Origin of the sequence: Vibrio sp. 10N.286.45.E10, assembly GCF_002874195.2 — a bacterium.
Taxonomy (GTDB): Bacteria; Pseudomonadota; Gammaproteobacteria; order Enterobacterales; family Vibrionaceae; genus Vibrio; species Vibrio crassostreae.
Genome location: NZ_MCWD02000002.1, coordinates 944,053 through 962,929, shown reverse-complemented (window position 1 = coordinate 962,929; position 18,877 = coordinate 944,053). Strand labels below are relative to the sequence as shown.

The following is an 18,877-nucleotide window of genomic DNA, read 5'->3' as shown; positions in this document are numbered from 1 at the left end:
CTGAGGAATCATCATGGATAACAAACGTCGTCAATTTTTGAAAACAGGCCTTGCTGCCGGTGGTGTTGGAGCTTTTGCTGCAGGTTATGCGACAACTACAAAGCACATGGTTCACGGTGCTATCGATGGCACCGCGGGCAAGAAAACCAATCACATCCATCACGGTAACTCGCTCGAGACGGAATACAGTGTCGATGAGCAAGGTAAGATTTCGCCGAATCCAAACCAACGCGTTGCACCATCAATGTGTTTTGGCTGCTGGACATTGTGTGGCTTACGTGTGCGTATCGATAATCGCAATGACGAGATTTTGCGCATCTCAGGCAACCCTTACCACCCGCTATCAAGCGACCAACAGATCCCGTTCAAAACGCCTGTAAAAGACGCCTACATTGGTTTGTCTGGTGAATCAGGTATCAATAACCGCTCGACAGCCTGCGCCCGCGGTAACGGCATGTTAGAGATTCAAAACAGCCCATACCGAATCACTCAACCGCTCAAACGCGTTGGTAAGCGTGGTGAAGGCAAGTGGGAGCCAATCAGCTACGAACAACTAATCTCTGAGATCACCGAGGGTGGTGACTTATTTGGTGAAGGTGAAGTTGAAGGCTTACGATCGATTCGCGACATCGAAACGCCACTTGATCCGAACAACCCTGAATACGGACCAAAAGCCAACCAACTGCTTGTGACCAATGCCGGTAATGAAGGCCGTGACGACATCTTGAAGCGTTTTGCATTTAACAGCTACGGTACTCGCAACTTTGGCCATCACGGTTCTTACTGTGGCTACGCGTTCCGTGCAGGTTCAGGTGCGATCATGAATGATCTAGACAAATTCTCGCACTTAAAGCCTGACTTCAATAACGCAGAGTTCATTCTTTTCATCGGTATGTCTCCGGCTCAAGCGGGTAACCCGTTTAAGCGCCAAGCAAGACAACTGGCTGAGGCTCGTACCAACGGAAAACTGAGCTACACCATAGTGACACCAAGCCTTCCTGCAGGATCTTCAAGCCTTGCTGCGGGCGGTCGCAACAACTGGCTACCGATCAAACCGGGCACCGATTCAGCATTAGTACTGGGCATGATCCAATGGATCATCGAGAACCAACGCTACAATCACGACTTCTTGTCTCGCCCAAGTGCGCAAGCGATGCAAAAAGCAGGCACCACGCATTGGTGTAATGCTTCACACCTTGTAATCAGTGACGAAGCACACCCACAAAACGGGCGTATGCTTCGCGCATCGGATGTGGGTTTGCTAGAAACAGGCGAACCGATGTCTGACGATGATGGATTTATCGCACTAGATGTGACAACGTCACTATTATCATCGCATATTCAGGTGAATGAAGCGGCTCTGTTCGTCGATCAAGACGTAGAAATTGATGGTCAAACCGTTCGTGTGAAGTCTTCTCTACAAAGATTGAAGGAAGAAGCCTTCAGATACGACCTTGCTTATTACAGTGAGCAGTGTGAAATCCCGCAAGACCAAATTATTGCACTAGCGAAACGCTTCACCAGCTACGGAACGAAAGCAGTTGTTGATACTCACGGTGGCAACATGCACACCAACGGCTTCTACAACTCGTTCTCTATTCTGATGCTGAACGCGCTGATCGGTAACATCAATGCAAAAGGCGGTGCGATGGCGAAAGCTGGTGGCTACCCAACTTCTGTTGCAGGCCCGCGTTATGACTTTACCAAGTTCAAGGGTAAGACTAAGCCTCAAGGTGTGTTCTTGTCTCGCAGCAAATTCCCATATCACAAGACCAGCGAATACAAGCGTCGCGTTGCTGCAGGTGAATCACCTTACCCGACACGCGCGCCGTGGTACCCAATCTCAGCGCCGCTTTTAACCGAGCATTTATCAGCAGCCATTGATGGCTACCCTTACCGCGCAAAAGCGTGGATCAACCACATGGCGAACCCACTCTATGGCGTACCGGGTTTAGACAACCTGTTAGGCGACAAGCTTAAGGACCCAAAACAGCTTGGTTTGATCGTCTCTATCGATGCCTTCATCAATGAAACTACAGCACTATCAGATTACCTAGTGCCAGACACGGTAACCTACGAAAGCTGGGGCATGGCAACACCTTGGCATGGCGTTGCAACTAAGGCGATCACCGCTCGTTGGCCGATTGTTGAACCTAAAACTTCTCGCACTCAGGACGGACGTGCCATCAACCTAGAGAACTTCTTTATTGATCTGGCGAAAACACTTGGCTTGGGTGGCTTTGGCGATAACGTAATTAAAGACAGTCAAGGTAACTGGCACGGCATCAATAGTGCGGAAGATTTCTACCTGCGCTCTGCGGCTAATCTAGCGTTCGTTAAAGGCGGAGTGCCTAATGTAGATGCAGAAGATATCGTTTGGTCTGGTCTAGAGCGCCTAGTACCTGTGATGAACAAAACGCTTAAGCCAGAAGAGATGCTCAAAGTGGCGTATATCTTTGCGCGTGGCGGTCGTTTCGAAGACGCAACCAATGCCTACACCAATGAAACCATGAAATACAAATGGACCAAACCTTTGGCTATCTGGAATGAAAAGCTGGGGACCTCTCGCAACACCATCAGTGGCGAACAGTACATGGGTTGCCCGACATGGTATCCACAGAAGCTGGCAGACGGCACACCTTTGGCAGAGCAATTCCCGACCAAAGAGTGGCCATTTACTCTGACCAACTTTAAATCCAACATTCACAGTGCAGTATCTAACTTGTCACCACGTTTGGAGTCGATCAAAGGCGTGAACCCAGTTTACATTCACCCGCAAGACGCCTCTTCTGCTGGCATCAAAACAGGCGACATATTTGCCATTGAAACACCGAGTTCAACTACACACGCGTTGGCGATGGTGATTGATGGTATCAAACAAGGCACATTAGGCTTTGAACACGGCTTTGGACACAAAGAGCTCGGTGAACGTGCACACTGGATTGGTGACACACAACAACCATTGAAGATGAAGTCGAACGATGGCGTTAACATCAATGATATAGGCTTGATTGACCCGACAAGAGAAGGCAAAGGCGTGATGTTAGATTGGGTTGTGGGAGCAGCAGCAAGACAAGCGCTTCCGGCTAAGATCTACAAAGTCTAATCAGTGATCCAACATATATCCCTAGTCATTCCGGAATAGGGACACAACAGAGCAACTTCGCCATTCGAGGTTGCTCTGCTTTTTTAGCAGTCAATACATCGACAGCATTCAATTCACAACAACCAAACACTCTTCACTTCTCTTTTCTTCTCTTTTCTTCTCTTCATCACAACTTTTTAAGCCCGGATCTATAAAGCAGCTATGCTTATACGATCGGTGCCATAAAAGAGCCTTAACAAGCAGTTACACCGAGGCGAACATGGAAGTTCCCTTGCATTTCGTTAACGGCAGCCTGATTCGCCTATCGAAATTCACATCAATGCCATTCTGGTGGTTGAGGTTATTAATGTGAGGCTTATCTCAAGTTCCAAGTGAATTAATGTGGAAATCCACAATAGCGCGAACAATCAATTATGTCGAAAATGCGTGCACTACAACCAATAGCGACGCCTCATGACTAAGCTGAAAATTAAAACTCAAACACTAACGCTTTGTATCGCAGCTCTGGGAAGCCTTTCTTTATCTGGTTTTGCACAAGCAGCGCCTAATCCAATGCCAGAAGCCGCAGAAACCTGTAGCGGATGCCACCAAGTTGACGGTAAAGGCATGCCCAACATTGCCCCTATGCTAGCAGGGCTCAATGCTGACTACCTTGAACACCAACTGGTTCTATTCTCTAGTGGTGAGCGTCAAAGCGCGATCATGAAGGGCATGGCGGATGGTGTGTCTGATCCTACCGTTCGTCGTGAAGTAGCAGAGTACTTTGCATCATTACCGTCATACGAATTCAGCGATTTAGAACAGCGCGGCTCACAGGCTGATATTGATAATCCTTATCGTAAGCTTGTATTCCAAGGCGATTGGGATAGAAACATTCCAGCTTGTGCAACCTGTCATGGGCCAAGTGGTATGGGTGTAGACAAATTTCCACGCCTAGCGAGCCAGCACGCCGACTACATTCAAAATCAGCTCAACGCTTGGAAAAACGGCACTCGTAAGGGTGATGATTTGAACATGATGGGCAACATCGCAGGCAAGTTAACCGACGATGAAATCAAAAAACTGTCTTACTACTTCGCATCTTTCCGATACTAAAGGGCTCGCATGAAAACATTACTTTTAATTACCGCAACCCTTGCCTCTGGAATCGCTTACGCCGAAGGTGAGTTGCCCGATCGCCAAACCGAACTGCCCGCTGTCGAGAAGCCTCAAGATAACAAGTATCTGGTGCCACGCGACTTGGTTGATATTCCTGCCGGAGAATTTGGTGACAAGGTCAAACAGGGCTACTCGCTGTTTGTCGATTCTCAGCAGATGCGTGGGACGTTCGTAGGCAATGAACAAAACTGTGTAAACTGCCACATGCAAGCGGGCATGAAGGCAAATGCAGCGCCTCTATGGGGAGCTTACATGGCCTACCCAGCTTACCGTAAGAAAAACGACAAGGTAAACAGCTACGCAGAGCGTATCCAAGGTTGTTTCACTTACTCAATGAATGGCTTGCCACCAGCAGTTGGCTCAAAAGAGATGGTCGCGCTAACGGCTTATTCATATTGGTTGGCGATGGGTGGCATCTTAGATAAAAACGGCATGCAAGACACTCCAGTTCCTGAGATCAGCGATGCAGATTTGCAAGTCGGTGGTAAAGCGGAAAGCTTCCCTCTTCCTGAAGAGCTGTTAAGCAAATACCCAATTGATGACCGCAGCAAGCTGGCAGGTCGTGGCTACCCTAAGATTGCCAACCCAGAACAAGAGCCGTCGATAGCGCGTGGTGAAAAGGTTTACCAAACCAGCTGCCAAACTTGTCATGGTCAAAATGGTGAAGGAATTAAAGGAGCTGATGGTCGCTCATACCTACCGCCACTTTGGGGAGAGAATTCGTTCAACTGGGGCGCCGGTATGCACCGCGTGAACACCGCTGCCTACTTCATCTATGAAAACATGCCGCTTGGAAAGAGCCAACAGCTTTCGATTCAAGATGCTTGGGATGTGGCCGCGTTTGTGAATAGCCATGAGCGCCCACAAGACCCGAGATACAAGGGCGATGTGGCTGATAATGCAGAACGCTATCACAAACATCAGGGCTACTACGGTAAAGAAGTGGATGGCCACGTATTGGGTACAAAAGCTTATCCAAGTGGCAAAGAAGTGATTCATAATCACTAGCTTCACTTAAAGAGGGACTCTTTTCGAGAAAAGAGCCGTTCACACCAGCTATAGCTACACTTTACATTGTAAATCAGTTATAGCCTGAGAGTAAAAAGGAGCCAGTTCGTATGAAGTTCTGGCTCCTTTTTTTATTTGATATGGCATAGAAGCAGCTAACCTTGCTGCATCTTCTCCCAAATGGTTGGAGAGCCAATATAGTCTTGAACCGTAGTGATGAACTCTTTCACCAGCTTGGTCTGTTTGCGGTGTGGATAGACAGCATAAATCGCGGTATCGATTGTAGAAATCGGATAATCCGGTAGCAAGGTGACCAAGCCAAGTTCTTTCATTGAGGCATACAGGTTTGATTGATCAAGGAAGCCATAACCTAGACCATCTTTCACACAAGACACCATGGTACGAACATCACTCACCTTATAGTTGCCACGAATCGTCAGGCTTTGGAAAGTATTGCCATGCGGCTCTTCACTGATACGCAGATGATCAACCGTCATATCGCCATTGGTATAAATCACCGCAGGCAAAGCTAGCAAATCTTGTGGTGTCTTAGGTTCACCGTGCTGCTTAACAAAATCATTCGACGCGACCAACATGAAGTTACTGTCAGCAATCTTCTTCGCAATCAAATTCGATTCAACAAGCTTGCTGAAGCGAAAGGCGATATCGAATTGGCCTGCGATGATATTGGCGATCTTATCGTCCAGTGAAAGGACAATCTGAACATCCGGGTACTTTCTCATAAACTGAGTGATGATAGGTTGCAGGTATTGCTGACCAAAATAGATCGGAGATGTAATTCGTAACACACCTTTGGGTTCAGACTGGTATGAATCAGCAATGCCTTGGATCTGATTAATGGTATCTTTCAGCACATAGGTTTGCGCTAAAATATCTTCCCCTGCCGACGTCAATGAGAACGAGCGCGTAGAGCGGTTGAGCAACTGAACACCTAAGTCTTGCTCAAGCTTTTTTATCTGTTTAGAGAGTGATGAATTGTCCATATCATGCAAGGTTGCCGCTTTGGTGAACGACCCTTGTTGAACCACATCTAAGAACAATAACAACTGATTAGTATTGGGCACTTCGCCTCTCCTGCAATAAAACTCGATTAGCGTTCATCTTTAGGGGTATCCATCACAACCATAGTCGTTATGGATTGAACCTGAGCACATTCCCCAAGTACATCGGCATGAAACTTCTTATATCCCGGCAGATCTTTGGTTTCGACTCTCAACAAATACTCGTTAGCGCCAGTGATGTTGTGACATTCCACCACCTCTTTTTCCATGCTGACATGTTGTTCAAATTCCAACTGAGCCGCTTTGCTATGGCTAGATAAGCCAATCGAAACGTAGGCAATAAAACCAATGCCCATTAAGCCATTATCAAGAACCGCGCGGTAACCTTGAATGATCCCTTTACGCTCAAGATCTTGTACTCGCCTTAAGGTCGCTGAAGCCGACAGACCAATTCGTTCTGAAAGCTCAATGTTGGAGATTCTGCCGTCCAATTTAAGCTCTTGCAATATCCTTTCGTCAAATCTATCCATAGGTACTTATTATTGTGCATTTAGTGATAATAGATGAAATAAAAGCACATAATTGCCTTACTTTCCACCTACTATGTTTCTCAACACGTGAAAGTCATGACCGGTCAGTCACTTCGTTCATTTTATTGCTGGAGAACCATAATGCCTTTAGAACAACTTAGCGCGCTTGCCTTGTTTGCGTTTGTCTCGACCTTCACGCCGGGTCCAAATAACATCATGCTCATGACATCAGGTGCCAATGTTGGCTTTGCTCGTACCATTCCACACATGCTTGGCATAGCTCTAGGGTTTGCCGCTATGTTGCTGTTGGTTGGCTTCGGCTTAATGGGGATTTTCAATGCATACCCGGTGACGCACCAAATCTTGAAATACCTGAGCCTTGCTTACTTGGTTTACCTAGCGATTAAAATAGCAAAGAGTGGAAAAGCTAAAAGCACTGAAGCTTATAAACCGATGACCTTCATTGGCGCGGCAAGTTTTCAGTGGGTTAATCCGAAAGGTTGGTCAATGGCACTGACAGCCATTTCTGTTTATAGCAGCGGTAGTTCATGGTGGGAACTTGCAATCATCGCAGCGATATTCACACTAGCTAACTTGCCATCCGTAACTTTCTGGACGGCAGCAGGCAAGCAACTGCAACACTGGCTAACAACGCCAGTCCGCATCAAAAGCTTCAACTATGGCATGGCGGGGTTGCTGTTAGCCTCAACGATTCCGATGTTGTAGCCAGATAGCTTCCATATGATGGTTAGCAAGTGATTACTAACCATCAATTTCATTACAAGTATCCAATAACCTCACTAACCCAACGACCGAATATCGCCTGCCCACTCGGTGTTAACGTCCATATAAACACTGCTATATTCATCGCCACCGTCAGCCAATAAATCGCTCTGAACGGCTGCTTTTGCGTTTTATGACGCAGCTTGTCTTGTGCGAGCAAAGCCCCCAACCAACCACCAGCTACAGAAAAAACATGCAAGGTTTTCTCTGGAACACGCCAATTACCATTGATCGCTGCTCGCTTGTCTTTCGCGTACACAAAAAACGTCACCAATCCGATAACCAAATACCACACCAACAGCGCTTTAGAACTTTCTGCAAACAACACAGATATCGCAACCAACATCAGATAGGTGATAGCAATTTTAATAGATGAAGACAACATCAACTCCTTTTGGGTAACAGCTCACATATTGTGGCAATTACGCCCTGTAGATTTTGATAGAAAGAGCTCAGTAGCACGGAGCTAGTCTACTAAGAAACCTCTTCCTAAACACACGTTGGATCTATCGTAATCGAAAGGATCTGAAAATAGAAATGACAGTATTTTCACACTTATGTGAATCCATTTTTAGTGTCAAAATATTTGTGGTTACTCCACACTAATTAATAGGGTTATTATTAGCTATAGTAGCAATAAAAACGGTAATAAATAAAACTTTATTGCCATTGAAAAATAAGAGCCAAAAAAAGTGGTATTCGTCTCACATTAATAAGGATGAGTTCTCATCCTTATTATCTACTCCTATCCTCTACGCCTTAGGTTATTGATTCCGAACATATGAGTCATTGATCCAATTAATCCAGCACTAACCAAATACAAAGCGTGATATTGACACTAGGTTTCTTATAATTACGAATTAAAAATAACTTTATACATTGCCATCACAAATAGTTGACCTTGGTTAAAGCTAGGATATTTATCTTCATAAAAAGTGAAATATGGATATCAAAACGTGAACAACATAAATATTAATAAAATTATATCTCTACGAAACACCTTCAATATGACCAAAAAGAGAAGCTTCAAGCGCTCGACTTTGGCCAAAGCGATTTTACCTCTATTCACCGCTACTTTGATCGCAGGTTGTGGCAGTGATAGCGACAATGACACAGACGCAGGCAACGATGGCTTATACAAAGCAGGCGAAAACGAAGTCGTTGTGTATTACAAACGTGATGTTGCAGCCGCGAGCACTTCGGGCTCAACTTACGACGGTTGGGGGCTTCACCTATGGAATGGCGAAGGCTGTACTAGCACAGACTTAAAAGGCATGGGGCTAAGCGAAACGGGTACTAACTGGGAAGCACCTTACGAATTTGATGGTATCAGTGATACCTACGGCGCTTATTATGTGTTGAAAGTCGATCCAGATGCTTCTGACCCACATAAATGCATGAACTTCATCTTACACAATGGCGACGAAAAAGCGTTTGGTAGTGCCAATTCTAAAATCGAGCTAACCAAGCTTGGCGATTCACAGGGCGTATTCGGGTTCCATGGCAGCAGCGAGTTGTACTACGACCCAATTTCAGAGCGCCCAGTGAATATTGATGGCCAAAAAGCGCATTGGTTAGACGCAGACACTATCGCTTGGGAAGCCGCTGGTAACGCCGATTCTGTCAAGCTGTTCTACGCACTCGATAACAGCATCACGATGAACGACGACAAAGAAATCGTGGGTGGCACTGCAATTGAACTGAGCAAAGACGGAGAGCTTTCTACTGAATTGAAAGAGCGTTTCCGCCACCTTGCAAGCTTACCTGCCCTTGCTATCGACGTTGACGACAACACATTACGCACCATCTTAAAATCTCAGATAATTTTTGTTGCCTATAATGCCAATGGCGATGTTATCTCTTCAACTGAGGTTCAAAAGCCAGGTGTGCTTGATGCGGTATTTGCTAGCGAAGATGCTGGTAACGCAATGGGTGAAGAACTAGGCGCGATTGTTGAAGGCAGTGCAGCGACCTTCAAGCTTTGGGCACCAACCGCGCAAGATGTAGAACTCGTCTTGTACAGCGAAGATCTGCAAAGTTCACAAGTGTTCCCAATGACGGAAAGCACTGAGACGGGTATTTGGGCGACTGACGCGGTACCTAACGCTGTCAACAGTTACTATCGCTACCAAGTGAAGGTTTACCATCCAACCACAGGTAACATTGAAACTCGCCTAGTAACCGACCCTTACTCACTCAGTTTGTCGAAAAACTCAGCATACTCTCAAGTGATCGATCTTGATGATTCAGCATTAATGCCTGAAGGTTGGGTTGGATATGAGCGTCCAACGGTAGAGAAAGATGAAGATCATGTACTTTACGAATCACACCTTCGTGACTTCAGCTTCAGCGATAAGCTCGGCACACCTAGCCTAAATGGAAAATACCTCGCTCTCACAGAAGCAGATCGCGAGTCGGTCAAGCACCTACAAGCTTTGAAAGATGCAGGTTTAACCACGCTGCATATCTTACCAGCATTTGATATCGCTACCGTTGATGAAGATGAAGCAAGCCGCGTCGATATCACCGACACCGTTGGCAAACTGTGTGATGTAAAACCGACTGCTGCCTTATGTGGAAACGAAGACGAAAATAAAGTCATCGAAGATGTACTCGATGGTTATGACCCTTCAACAGGCGATGCGCAAGCATTAATGAACGACCTGCGCATGCTGGACAGCTTCAACTGGGGCTACGACCCATTCCACTACACTGTGCCAGAGGGCAGCTACGCGACCGATCCTAATGGTTCTCAACGTATTCTAGAATTCCGTCAAATGGTGAAAGCCACGCACGACATGGATCTCAAGCTGATCATGGACGTGGTATACAACCACACCAATGCGTCTGGTGTGAACGATAAGTCGGTACTGGATAAGATTGTCCCTGGGTACTACCACCGTCTTAATGTGAACACAGGTGGCGTGGAAAACTCGACCTGTTGTGACAACACTGCGACCGAAAACCTAATGATGGGTAAGTTAATGGTCGACTCACTTAAGGTGTGGGCTGACGACTACAAGGTGGATGGTTTCCGTTTTGACTTAATGGGTCACCAACCAAAAGACGTAATGGTAGAAGCTCTTGCTGAAGTTCGTAAAATCGACGAGAACACACTGTTCTACGGTGAAGGGTGGGACTTTGGTGAAGTAGCTAACAATGCACGCTTCGACCAAGCGAACCAAATCAATATGGCAGGCACAGAGATAGGTACATTCTCTGATCGATTACGTGACGCTGTTCGTGGCGGTAGCCCGTTTGATGGTGGCGTCGATTCAGAAGGCAACCACCCACTTCGCTTTAACCAAGGCTTTGGTAACGCAGCGATTGCCAACGAAGAAACCAAAGTTGATCAAGATTCGATTAATGGTCGTTTGCATAACCAAGACCTTGTTCGTTTAGGTATGGCAGGTAACCTCGCAGAATACGTACTGATTGATTACAAAGGCGATACCAAACTGGGTAAAAACGTTGATTACAACGGCGCGCCAGCTGGTTACACTAAGATGCCTTCAGAGAACATTTCTTACGTTTCAAAACACGATAACCAAACGCTGTGGGACAACAACGCTTACAAGATCGCTGCAGGTACTAGTTCTGCAGAGCGTGCTCGCATGCAATCTGTATCGCTCTCTACCGTCATGTTAGGCCAAGGCATACCATTCATCCATATGGGCTCTGAACTGTTGCGCTCTAAGTCAATGCAGCGCGATTCTTACGACTCTGGTGATTGGTATAACCGCGTCATGTTTGACGGTACTGACAACAACTGGAATGTTGGCTTACCACGTGAAGATAAAGATGGTGCGAACTGGGATCTGATCAAAACTATCATTGCTGACAGCACTGCTAAACCAGACGCAGACGACATTGAACTGACTAAGCAGCAATTCCTAGAACTACTAAAAATCCGTAGCTCAAGTGAACTGTTCCGCTTAGATACAGCAGACGAAGTCATGAAGCGTGTCGATTTCCGAAATGTTGGCGAAGATCAAGTCGAAGGCCTGATTGTCATGTCTATCGATGATGGTGTGTCTGCGGGCGACGATCTTGACCCTGCAAATGATGCGATTGTGGCAGTTGTAAACTCAACTAATGAATCTCAATCGTTCAAAATCACAGGAGCGACAGGCTTTACACTTCATGACGTTCAACAAAACTCTGCTGATGATACAGTGAAAGGTGCAAGCTTCGCCGCTGAGACCTTCACAGTACCGGCACTAACCACCGCTGTATTTGTACAAGCTCAAGGTGATGCACAAGGTGTCGGTCTGCCAGTTGATAACTCTGATAAAGATGTGTCTAGCATTCCGCCATACGGTCAAACTACCGTGTATGTACGTGGTGATATGAATGGCTGGAACCCTGTTGAGGGTTGGGCAATGAGCTTTGTAAGTAACGGCGTTTATTCAGTAACAGGTAGCTTGGAAGCGGGTAACTATGGCTTCAAGTTTGCAGATGCTGACTGGAAAACACCTAACTTTGGTTGTGACTCCGTTGAACTTGCTAATGGGTCAATCAACCTAGGTAGTGATGGTAACTGCCAACTAAGCGTAGCAGAAGCTGGCAGCTACACCTTCACTCTGAATGCGATTAATGAGCTGGATGACAATGTAGAAAAAGCGGTCGTTTCAGTAACCAAGAATTAAGCCTTAAAGCTTACGATTCTAATAAACAGATAATAAAACCAGCGCAAGCTAGCCTTTTGGGAGACCTCAGTCTCCCTTTTTTTGTGCTCAACAAACACCAATCCCAACACGTCCCCCCCTTCCCTGACCTTGATTAACATAAATGTTAAGAGATAAACAAACCGCCTTGGTTCTTGGTTCTTGGTTCTTGGTTCTTGGTTCTTGGTTCTTGGTTCTTGGTTCTTGGTTCTTGGTTCTTGGTAGAAAGTATAACGATGTCGTGTGAACGTATAACGATGTCGTGTGAACGTATAACGATGTCGTGTGAACGTATAATTCCAGCAGGGCGTCCGCATGAATGGTTAAGATTTAGCCATCGATGTAAATCCAGCCATAAGAACTTGTTCCAAGTAGGCAGGCTTCATCATACACCGCTTCTGTTTCATCGGTACGCTAATCTTGGTTGACTCAGCTCTGAGCATGTTCAGTGCCATATGTCTTAATCCCGCCATGTTTTCAGCAGCATTTTCTCTATAAATCTGACAAGCATCTTCACCCATACTGACATCTAAAATCCAATGCATGGATTCAATGCCCCAGTGGGCACGGATAGCCTCTCTTGCCTGCTCTGAGGTCAGTTCTGCTGAACTAATGTAGTAACGATACTCCAACTCTGGAGCCTTGCCTTTTGTTGCTCGGTAGTTTTCGACCATCACAATACTGGTTAACCTATCCCAAGTGGAGAAGTCACCCTCCAACTCACGAGCACTCAGGATATGACAAGTACGCGCTTCAATCCGGCCCTTCTGCTTCTCAACTTGATACCTATCCCAGTCAATCGGATCTCGCCGGCGTGAGGAGAAGGCGGACTGAATCGAGGCCGCTAACTTGCCTTGATTACCCTTAACCGATAATAAGTAATCACCGCCTTTGCTCGTGATAGCCTTTGCTATCTTAGTCTGGCAGGCCATCGCATCAATCGTCACGATAGCACCTCGTAAGTCGAGCATCTGGAGGAGTGCAGGTATCGCTGTGATTTCATTACTCTTAGCATCGGTTTTTAGCTGACCTAATACGAGTTGATTAGCACAGGAATAAGCACTCACCATGTGAATGGTGCTTTGCCTGTCGTTTCTGTCATAGGAACCCCGTAAAGTTTTGCCGTCAATGGCTACCACCTCACCACCAGTTAACTTGTGCACTGCTTTCATCCAGGCTAGAAAGCAATCTCGAACTCTGCCGGGTCGATGTTTGAAATCAGACGAGCAAAGGTATCATCAACCGGCACACCTTTTTCGAATAAACCATGTTTAAGAAACCATTCATGGTGTCCGAGAACATACTCGCGAATATCAGTCCAGCCTTGACCTCCGGCTATTACGGCACAAATTGAACCAAATAAAATGTCGAACAGAGGATAGTCTACTTTTTGCGCTTTGTCGTTCGTCTCGAATGATGCTGAAATACGTTTTGATGGTATCTAAATTCATGGGTGCTCCTCAAAAGAGGAGAATAAGATCACAACCAACCCATCAGGTCAACGTTAGTCAACCATTGGGCGAAAAATGTTCATGATCTTGCCCTGATAATTCCAGTGTACGTAAAGTTTAGGAGGCCGACTTTAGGTCACTAGATGAAATAGCGATTCGTCAATAGAGCTCGTATTCAGCTATTTGACAAGAGTAAAATAGACGAGAGTGTTTTTTAGTAGTTAGTAAATCAAAACTATAAACAACGAATTACGCCCATTTATATTAGCTATTGGTTATTGGTTATTGGTTATTATGTGTAAGCCTGAGATTATTTACATTCAAATATTCTGGTTAACATGAGTATTACTTTTAATTTATTACAATCAATAAAAAAGGCTCCCTACTAGGAGCCCTTCTCTTTATATCAATCAGTATTTACAAACTATTCGACTACTTTTTATTGACGGCTTTTACAAATACTTCTTGCGCGCCTTCAATACCTAGTGCTTTTGCTTCATCTAATAAGCTCAGAGCTTTAGGAATATTGTCTTCAGTTACAGCCGTTTGAATCGCATTGTGATAGTAGGTTTGCGTTTCAGGTTGAATGGTATCGATCTTAGTCGCAGCGGCTGGTTTAGCGTTAGATTCGCTGCTCGATGAACCAATAGAAAAGAAGCTCGCTTTATCGATTGTTACTTCTATCTTACCAACGTTAGCATTTGGAATCGGGATATCTTTCACTTCAGGTAAATAGTTACCACGACCTTCCGCATCTAAACGAGCAGGATGGATCACATCAGTAAAATCACCAATATCAGCTTGATCTGTATAGATAACTAAATAAACTGATTTTGCTGTTGTCGGTGGGTAAAAATCGTTCTCAGCAACGAGACGGTTCCCCAAGTGTAGTCTTGGTTTAGCGTACTCGAAACTCTCTTTACCGTAACGCTCTAGCTCACTACCGTTTTCGTCATAGATAACCGCATTAGGAACAAACGCTGTATCGCCGATAATGCTCGTGATATTAATCGAGTACTCACCGCGATCTGCAGGCAGTTCAATCGCTACTACAGGGCTGTTTATTCCTTGATAGTTTAATACTTGGCTATTTGGTGTCACATCAAAAATTGCCGAGCTTGGAAGCTTCATCGGGGCAAATTGAAGACCAGTAATCGAGTTAACTTGTTCAGCCTGTGCCACTTGCACTTGCTCGACTACTTGTGCAGATTGGCAACCGGCCAATGCAACACAGCCACTCAACATCAGAGCTTTAAAATACATAACCCTTCCTTTTTATTTTTTTAAGAAATTTACTAACTTTAATTACCACAAAGAGAACTATTCACCTAGGGAACGATCAACTTAATCGTACATTCCTTAAAAAAATAGCCGACGCAAGCCGGCTATGAATTAGGACAGTTTAGGATTTTAAGCTAAGTGGCTTACCACCAAGCTTCAACTTGGATACCAACAACGAAGTCGTTGTCAGCACCTTTAGCTGTTACATCTCCGCTCGCATCTTTCACTTCGCCGAATGAATCACCTTCTAGATCCATTAGGTAGCTACCGTATACACGGATTTCAGGACGAGCCCAGAAGCTGTCACCCATTGCCCATGCTTGAGCAACAGTAAATTTAGCGCCACCAAAGTCAACGTTGTCTACTTCACCAGCGTTATAGCCAGCTTCGAAGATAGTACGCATTGTGTCGTTCCACTTATACATTGGACGAGCCACGATAGAGTATTGGCTTGAATCATGCTTATCAACACCTAGGTCTGAACCTGCTAGGTATGCAAGTTGGTGACCCATTTCCCAAGATTCGCCTAGGTTCATTACACCCCAGTTAAGAATACGGTAACCAAAACCATCATCTTGAGCACCAGAGCGATCATAGTAAGCACCAGAACCCCAGAAGTTAGCCATTTGAACGCCGTAACCAGCAGTACCTAGCTGAACAACTGTTTGGTTAAAACCATTGCTCATGTTTTGGTGGATAATACCTGTAGCAAGTAGACCATCATCACCATCGTATTTGCCATTCTTGTTTTCAGTACCGAAGTTGTAAACAACACCAAGCTCTAAACTAGCATCTTCCCATAAACCGATATTCGCTAGGCGAGCATCAGCCATGTAACCAGCACCGTTCTCATCTTCGCCATCTTGAATAATTGCTAAAGAAAGTTTTTGGTTACCAACTGAAATATTTTCAATACCACCACCAGTACCTGATGTATTTAGGAAGTAGAAGTCAGTGATGTGAATATCTTTACGTTGGTAGTATGTTTTACCAGCCCAAAGAGTCGCTTCTTCATCAAAAGATAACACGCCAGTTGCTTTAACAGCGAACTGAGCAACGTTAAAGTCACCGTCTTCCCAACCATTTGCGCCATCAGCACCAGAAGCAATCATTGACTCTAAACGCCAAGTTTGCTCACCAGTTTTTAGTTCTTCAGCCAAGCCAAACTCAGAGTAGTTGTCGTTTTCATTACCTAGACGGCCAATACCATTCTTCATGAATGAAACGTCACCACCATCATTTCCGCTAATACCAGTACCAGCACGCATGTAGCCATTAAAATCTACAGCGAACGCAGAGCCAGCAGCTAATGTAGTTGCCACTGCAGCAGCAATCAAACTTACTTTTTTCATTCTTAACTCCATTAAGGACGATTTATTTTAGGTTTTTATATTTTTGCTCTCTTGCGGCAACCAAAGGCAGTAATGGTAGTCGTAAGATAGAGAGGTTTAGGGTTTCCCCTGATTCGTTTCAACGGGGTCAATATTAAGAGGGGATGACAAGTTTGACTTCCTCCACCCCTAAGTTAATTAAGGGGGACTAGAGGGGAGTAGAAAATATACAGAACGGCGTTTTAAAGAGGTGGATCACTTAATCTAGGAGGAGTAGACAGCACACAGATCTAATTATTCACCTTAAGTGAGATCTACTTCAAATATATAATTTGAACCTAATCGGTAAATTATTTTTTTAACAATAATTATTCTATGAAGTTGCTTGACCTTACTGTGACAAAGCTTTTTACTTATAGTTCACTGATGTTGATAAACGAACAAGAAATCAAGCAATGACTAGAACGCTCGCTCGCCCTTATCCACTAGGCGCAACGCTAGGAAACACTGGCTGTAACTTCTCAATTTATTCTCCTGACTGTAAATCCCTCTCTCTTGCTCTTTTTGACGAGAACGATGAATTCACCACTTATAAGTTGGAAAATGAATACGCTGATATCAGATATGTTTTTATTGATGGTATAAAAGCGGGGCAAAAATACGGTTTCATTGCAGAAACGGACAATGGGCCAATCCTACTTTCAGACCCGTATGCCAAAGCAATCAGCGAACCGCTCGATTACGTCACGCCGTATACCAATGAGAAGAGCTTTGCTATGGCGAAATGTGTTGTTATTGATGACACTTTCGATTGGCAAGGCGTGGAAAAACCACGCATTAGCCGCGAAGAGACCGTTCTTTTTGAAACCCATGTAAAAGGCCTATCTCAACTTCACCCTGAAGTAGCGACCAATACTAAAGGACGTTACTTAGGGTTAGTTAGCCCTGAAATGCTTGCGTTCTATAAACAGCAAAATATCAATTCTCTACAACTTTTACCTATTGCTGCGTGTATGCATGAACCCCACCTATTGGATATGGGGAAAGTAAACTATTGGGGTTACAACCCATATCTGTTCATGGTGCCAGACCCTCGCTATGCAGAAAAAGACGCGGTTACTGAGCTCAAAACCGCGATTCGTGAACTGCACCGCAATGGTATCGAGGTCATCCTTGACGTCGTATACAACCACACAGCTGAAGGTGGTGAAGGGGGTACAACCTTCAACCTCAAAGCGCTAGATAGCCGCTACTACATTAAACATGGTTGTCATTACGCGAACTTCACAGGCTGCGGTAATACGGTCGACCTCACCCACCAACCGGCACTCAACTTAGTCATGGATACGCTTCGTTACTGGGTAAATGAGTTCCAAGTCGATGGCTTCCGTTTTGATTTAGCAGCAACACTGGGGCGCGAAGGTGACAACTACAACCCTGAGGCTGCTTTCTTTAAAGCCGTTGCTCAAGATCCTGTACTGAAAGAAACCAAGCTAATCGCAGAACCATGGGATATTGGACCTAATGGTTATCAAGTAGGTAATTTCCCGCTAGGTTGGAATGAATGTAATGACAAGCTTAGAGACATCACTCGTAGCTTCTGGCGTGGCGATCAAGGCTACCTGAAAGAGTTTGCAACTCGCTTGATGGGTTCACGTGACATCTATAGCGCTGCGCACTGGCCGTACAAATTAACCGTCAACTACATCACTTATCACGATGGCTTCACCATGCAAGATCTTGTTTCTTACAAGCATAAGCACAACGAAGAGAATGGTGAGAACAACCGCGATGGACACGGTGACAACCGCTCTGAAAACTACGGTGTTGAAGGTGAAACCGAAAACCTGTTAGTGATCGCGACACGTGAAAAGCAGAAACGCAACTTCATGGCGAGCTTGCTGTTTGCTTTTGGTATTCCGCATATTTTGACGGCCGATGTGTTATCTCATACTCAAAAAGGTAACAACAACGCTTACTGCCAAGATGGCGTAACCAGCTGGCTAAACTGGGAAGACTCTGAGCGCAAGACATACTTCAAGACTTGGCTATCGGAAATGATTTCTGCTCGTCAGCAATACATGGTGCCATTTATTAAGGCATTCAGTGGCGAAAAACGTAATTCTAACCGCATCTTCTGGAGCCGTGTCGATGGCACTCTGATGGAGCATGATGATTGGAACCGTTTAAGCTCAGTTGCGCTGCATTTAGGCATTGGTAAAAATGGTGACGAGTTGATTTATCTGATCAACCAAACCAACGCACCAGCACGTTTTTCTTTACCTAGTGATCGTGATCAAAACTGGGTGAAGATCTGCGATACTAACCTACGAAATGTAAAACCAGGTCATGCTGAAGGTGAAATGTTATTGTCGCCAACTTCGATGGCGATTTTGCATTATTCGCCAGGCAAAACTGAGTTAAGTTAAAAGTTAAGCCAACGTAATAAAACACCGAAAACCATAGAAGCCAGTTATATTTATGACTGGCTTTTTTGTTAGCCTAATATCACAAAACGCATTCATTTATATGGAATCATT

General features: G+C 45.1%; 12 protein-coding genes and 1 pseudogene. 7 read left to right on the top strand and 6 right to left on the bottom strand.

What is annotated here, in order from left to right:
* Positions 1–13 precede the first annotated feature (13 nt).
* The 3 genes from BCU34_RS17320 (at position 14) to BCU34_RS17310 (ending at position 5,272) form a co-directional block, all read left to right on the top strand.
* The gene (locus tag BCU34_RS17320) at positions 14–3,106 is read left to right on the top strand and encodes a tetrathionate reductase subunit A (protein WP_102478687.1); all 3,093 of its coding nucleotides are present in this window, start codon (positions 14–16) and stop codon (positions 3,104–3,106) included.
* A 453-nt stretch (positions 3,107–3,559) separates the two neighbouring features.
* Complete coding sequence (locus BCU34_RS17315) at positions 3,560–4,201, top strand: c-type cytochrome (RefSeq protein WP_048660998.1); 642 nt, start codon at positions 3,560–3,562, stop codon at positions 4,199–4,201.
* Between the two features lie 9 nt (positions 4,202–4,210).
* Positions 4,211–5,272: a c-type cytochrome gene (locus tag BCU34_RS17310; protein WP_102478686.1), complete on the top strand. Its 1,062-nt coding sequence runs from the start codon at positions 4,211–4,213 to the stop codon at positions 5,270–5,272.
* A 155-nt stretch (positions 5,273–5,427) separates the two neighbouring features.
* On the opposite strand, the gene BCU34_RS17305 is transcribed toward BCU34_RS17310, so the two are convergent.
* Positions 5,428–6,357: a LysR family transcriptional regulator gene (locus BCU34_RS17305; RefSeq protein WP_004732134.1), complete on the bottom strand. Its 930-nt coding sequence runs from the start codon at positions 6,355–6,357 to the stop codon at positions 5,428–5,430.
* Between the two features lie 26 nt (positions 6,358–6,383).
* Positions 6,384–6,824 (bottom strand): Lrp/AsnC family transcriptional regulator, encoded by a 441-nt coding sequence (locus BCU34_RS17300; protein WP_102432059.1) that lies wholly within the window; start codon positions 6,822–6,824, stop codon positions 6,384–6,386.
* Positions 6,825–6,965: 141 nt separating this feature from the next.
* On the opposite strand from BCU34_RS17300, the gene BCU34_RS17295 reads away from it, so the two are divergent.
* On the top strand, positions 6,966–7,550 hold the full coding sequence (locus tag BCU34_RS17295) for a LysE family translocator (RefSeq protein WP_065675799.1): 585 nt from the start codon (positions 6,966–6,968) through the stop codon (positions 7,548–7,550).
* 52 nt (positions 7,551–7,602) lie between these two features.
* Here the strand turns inward: BCU34_RS17295 and BCU34_RS17290 are convergent, their stop codons facing one another.
* A complete protein-coding gene (locus BCU34_RS17290) occupies positions 7,603–7,992 on the bottom strand; it encodes a DUF1294 domain-containing protein (RefSeq protein WP_102478461.1) in 390 nt (129 codons plus the stop codon).
* Between the two features lie 622 nt (positions 7,993–8,614).
* On the opposite strand from BCU34_RS17290, the gene pulA reads away from it, so the two are divergent.
* Positions 8,615–12,256 (top strand): pullulanase-type alpha-1,6-glucosidase, encoded by a 3,642-nt coding sequence (gene pulA, locus BCU34_RS17285; RefSeq protein WP_102478430.1) that lies wholly within the window; start codon positions 8,615–8,617, stop codon positions 12,254–12,256.
* A gap of 142 nt (positions 12,257–12,398) precedes the next feature.
* Positions 12,399–12,521, top strand: coding sequence for a hypothetical protein (locus BCU34_RS17280; RefSeq protein WP_258186884.1), 123 nt, complete (start codon positions 12,399–12,401; stop codon positions 12,519–12,521).
* Positions 12,522–12,597: 76 nt separating this feature from the next.
* On the opposite strand, the pseudogene BCU34_RS17275 reads toward BCU34_RS17280, so the two are convergent.
* From BCU34_RS17275 to lamB, 3 genes and pseudogenes are all read right to left on the bottom strand, one after another.
* Positions 12,598–13,725 (bottom strand): annotated as a pseudogene (locus BCU34_RS17275) (ISAs1 family transposase).
* Between the two features lie 432 nt (positions 13,726–14,157).
* The gene (locus tag BCU34_RS17270; protein ID WP_017078578.1) at positions 14,158–14,988 is read right to left on the bottom strand and encodes a MalM family protein; all 831 of its coding nucleotides are present in this window, start codon (positions 14,986–14,988) and stop codon (positions 14,158–14,160) included.
* Between the two features lie 161 nt (positions 14,989–15,149).
* Positions 15,150–16,358, bottom strand: a complete 1,209-nt coding sequence (gene lamB, locus BCU34_RS17265; protein WP_102478861.1) for a maltoporin LamB — start codon at positions 16,356–16,358, stop codon at positions 15,150–15,152.
* Between the two features lie 434 nt (positions 16,359–16,792).
* On the opposite strand from lamB, the gene glgX reads away from it, so the two are divergent.
* The gene (gene glgX / locus BCU34_RS17260) at positions 16,793–18,766 is read left to right on the top strand and encodes a glycogen debranching protein GlgX (RefSeq protein ID WP_102478860.1); all 1,974 of its coding nucleotides are present in this window, start codon (positions 16,793–16,795) and stop codon (positions 18,764–18,766) included.
* Positions 18,767–18,877: the final 111 nt, after the last annotated feature.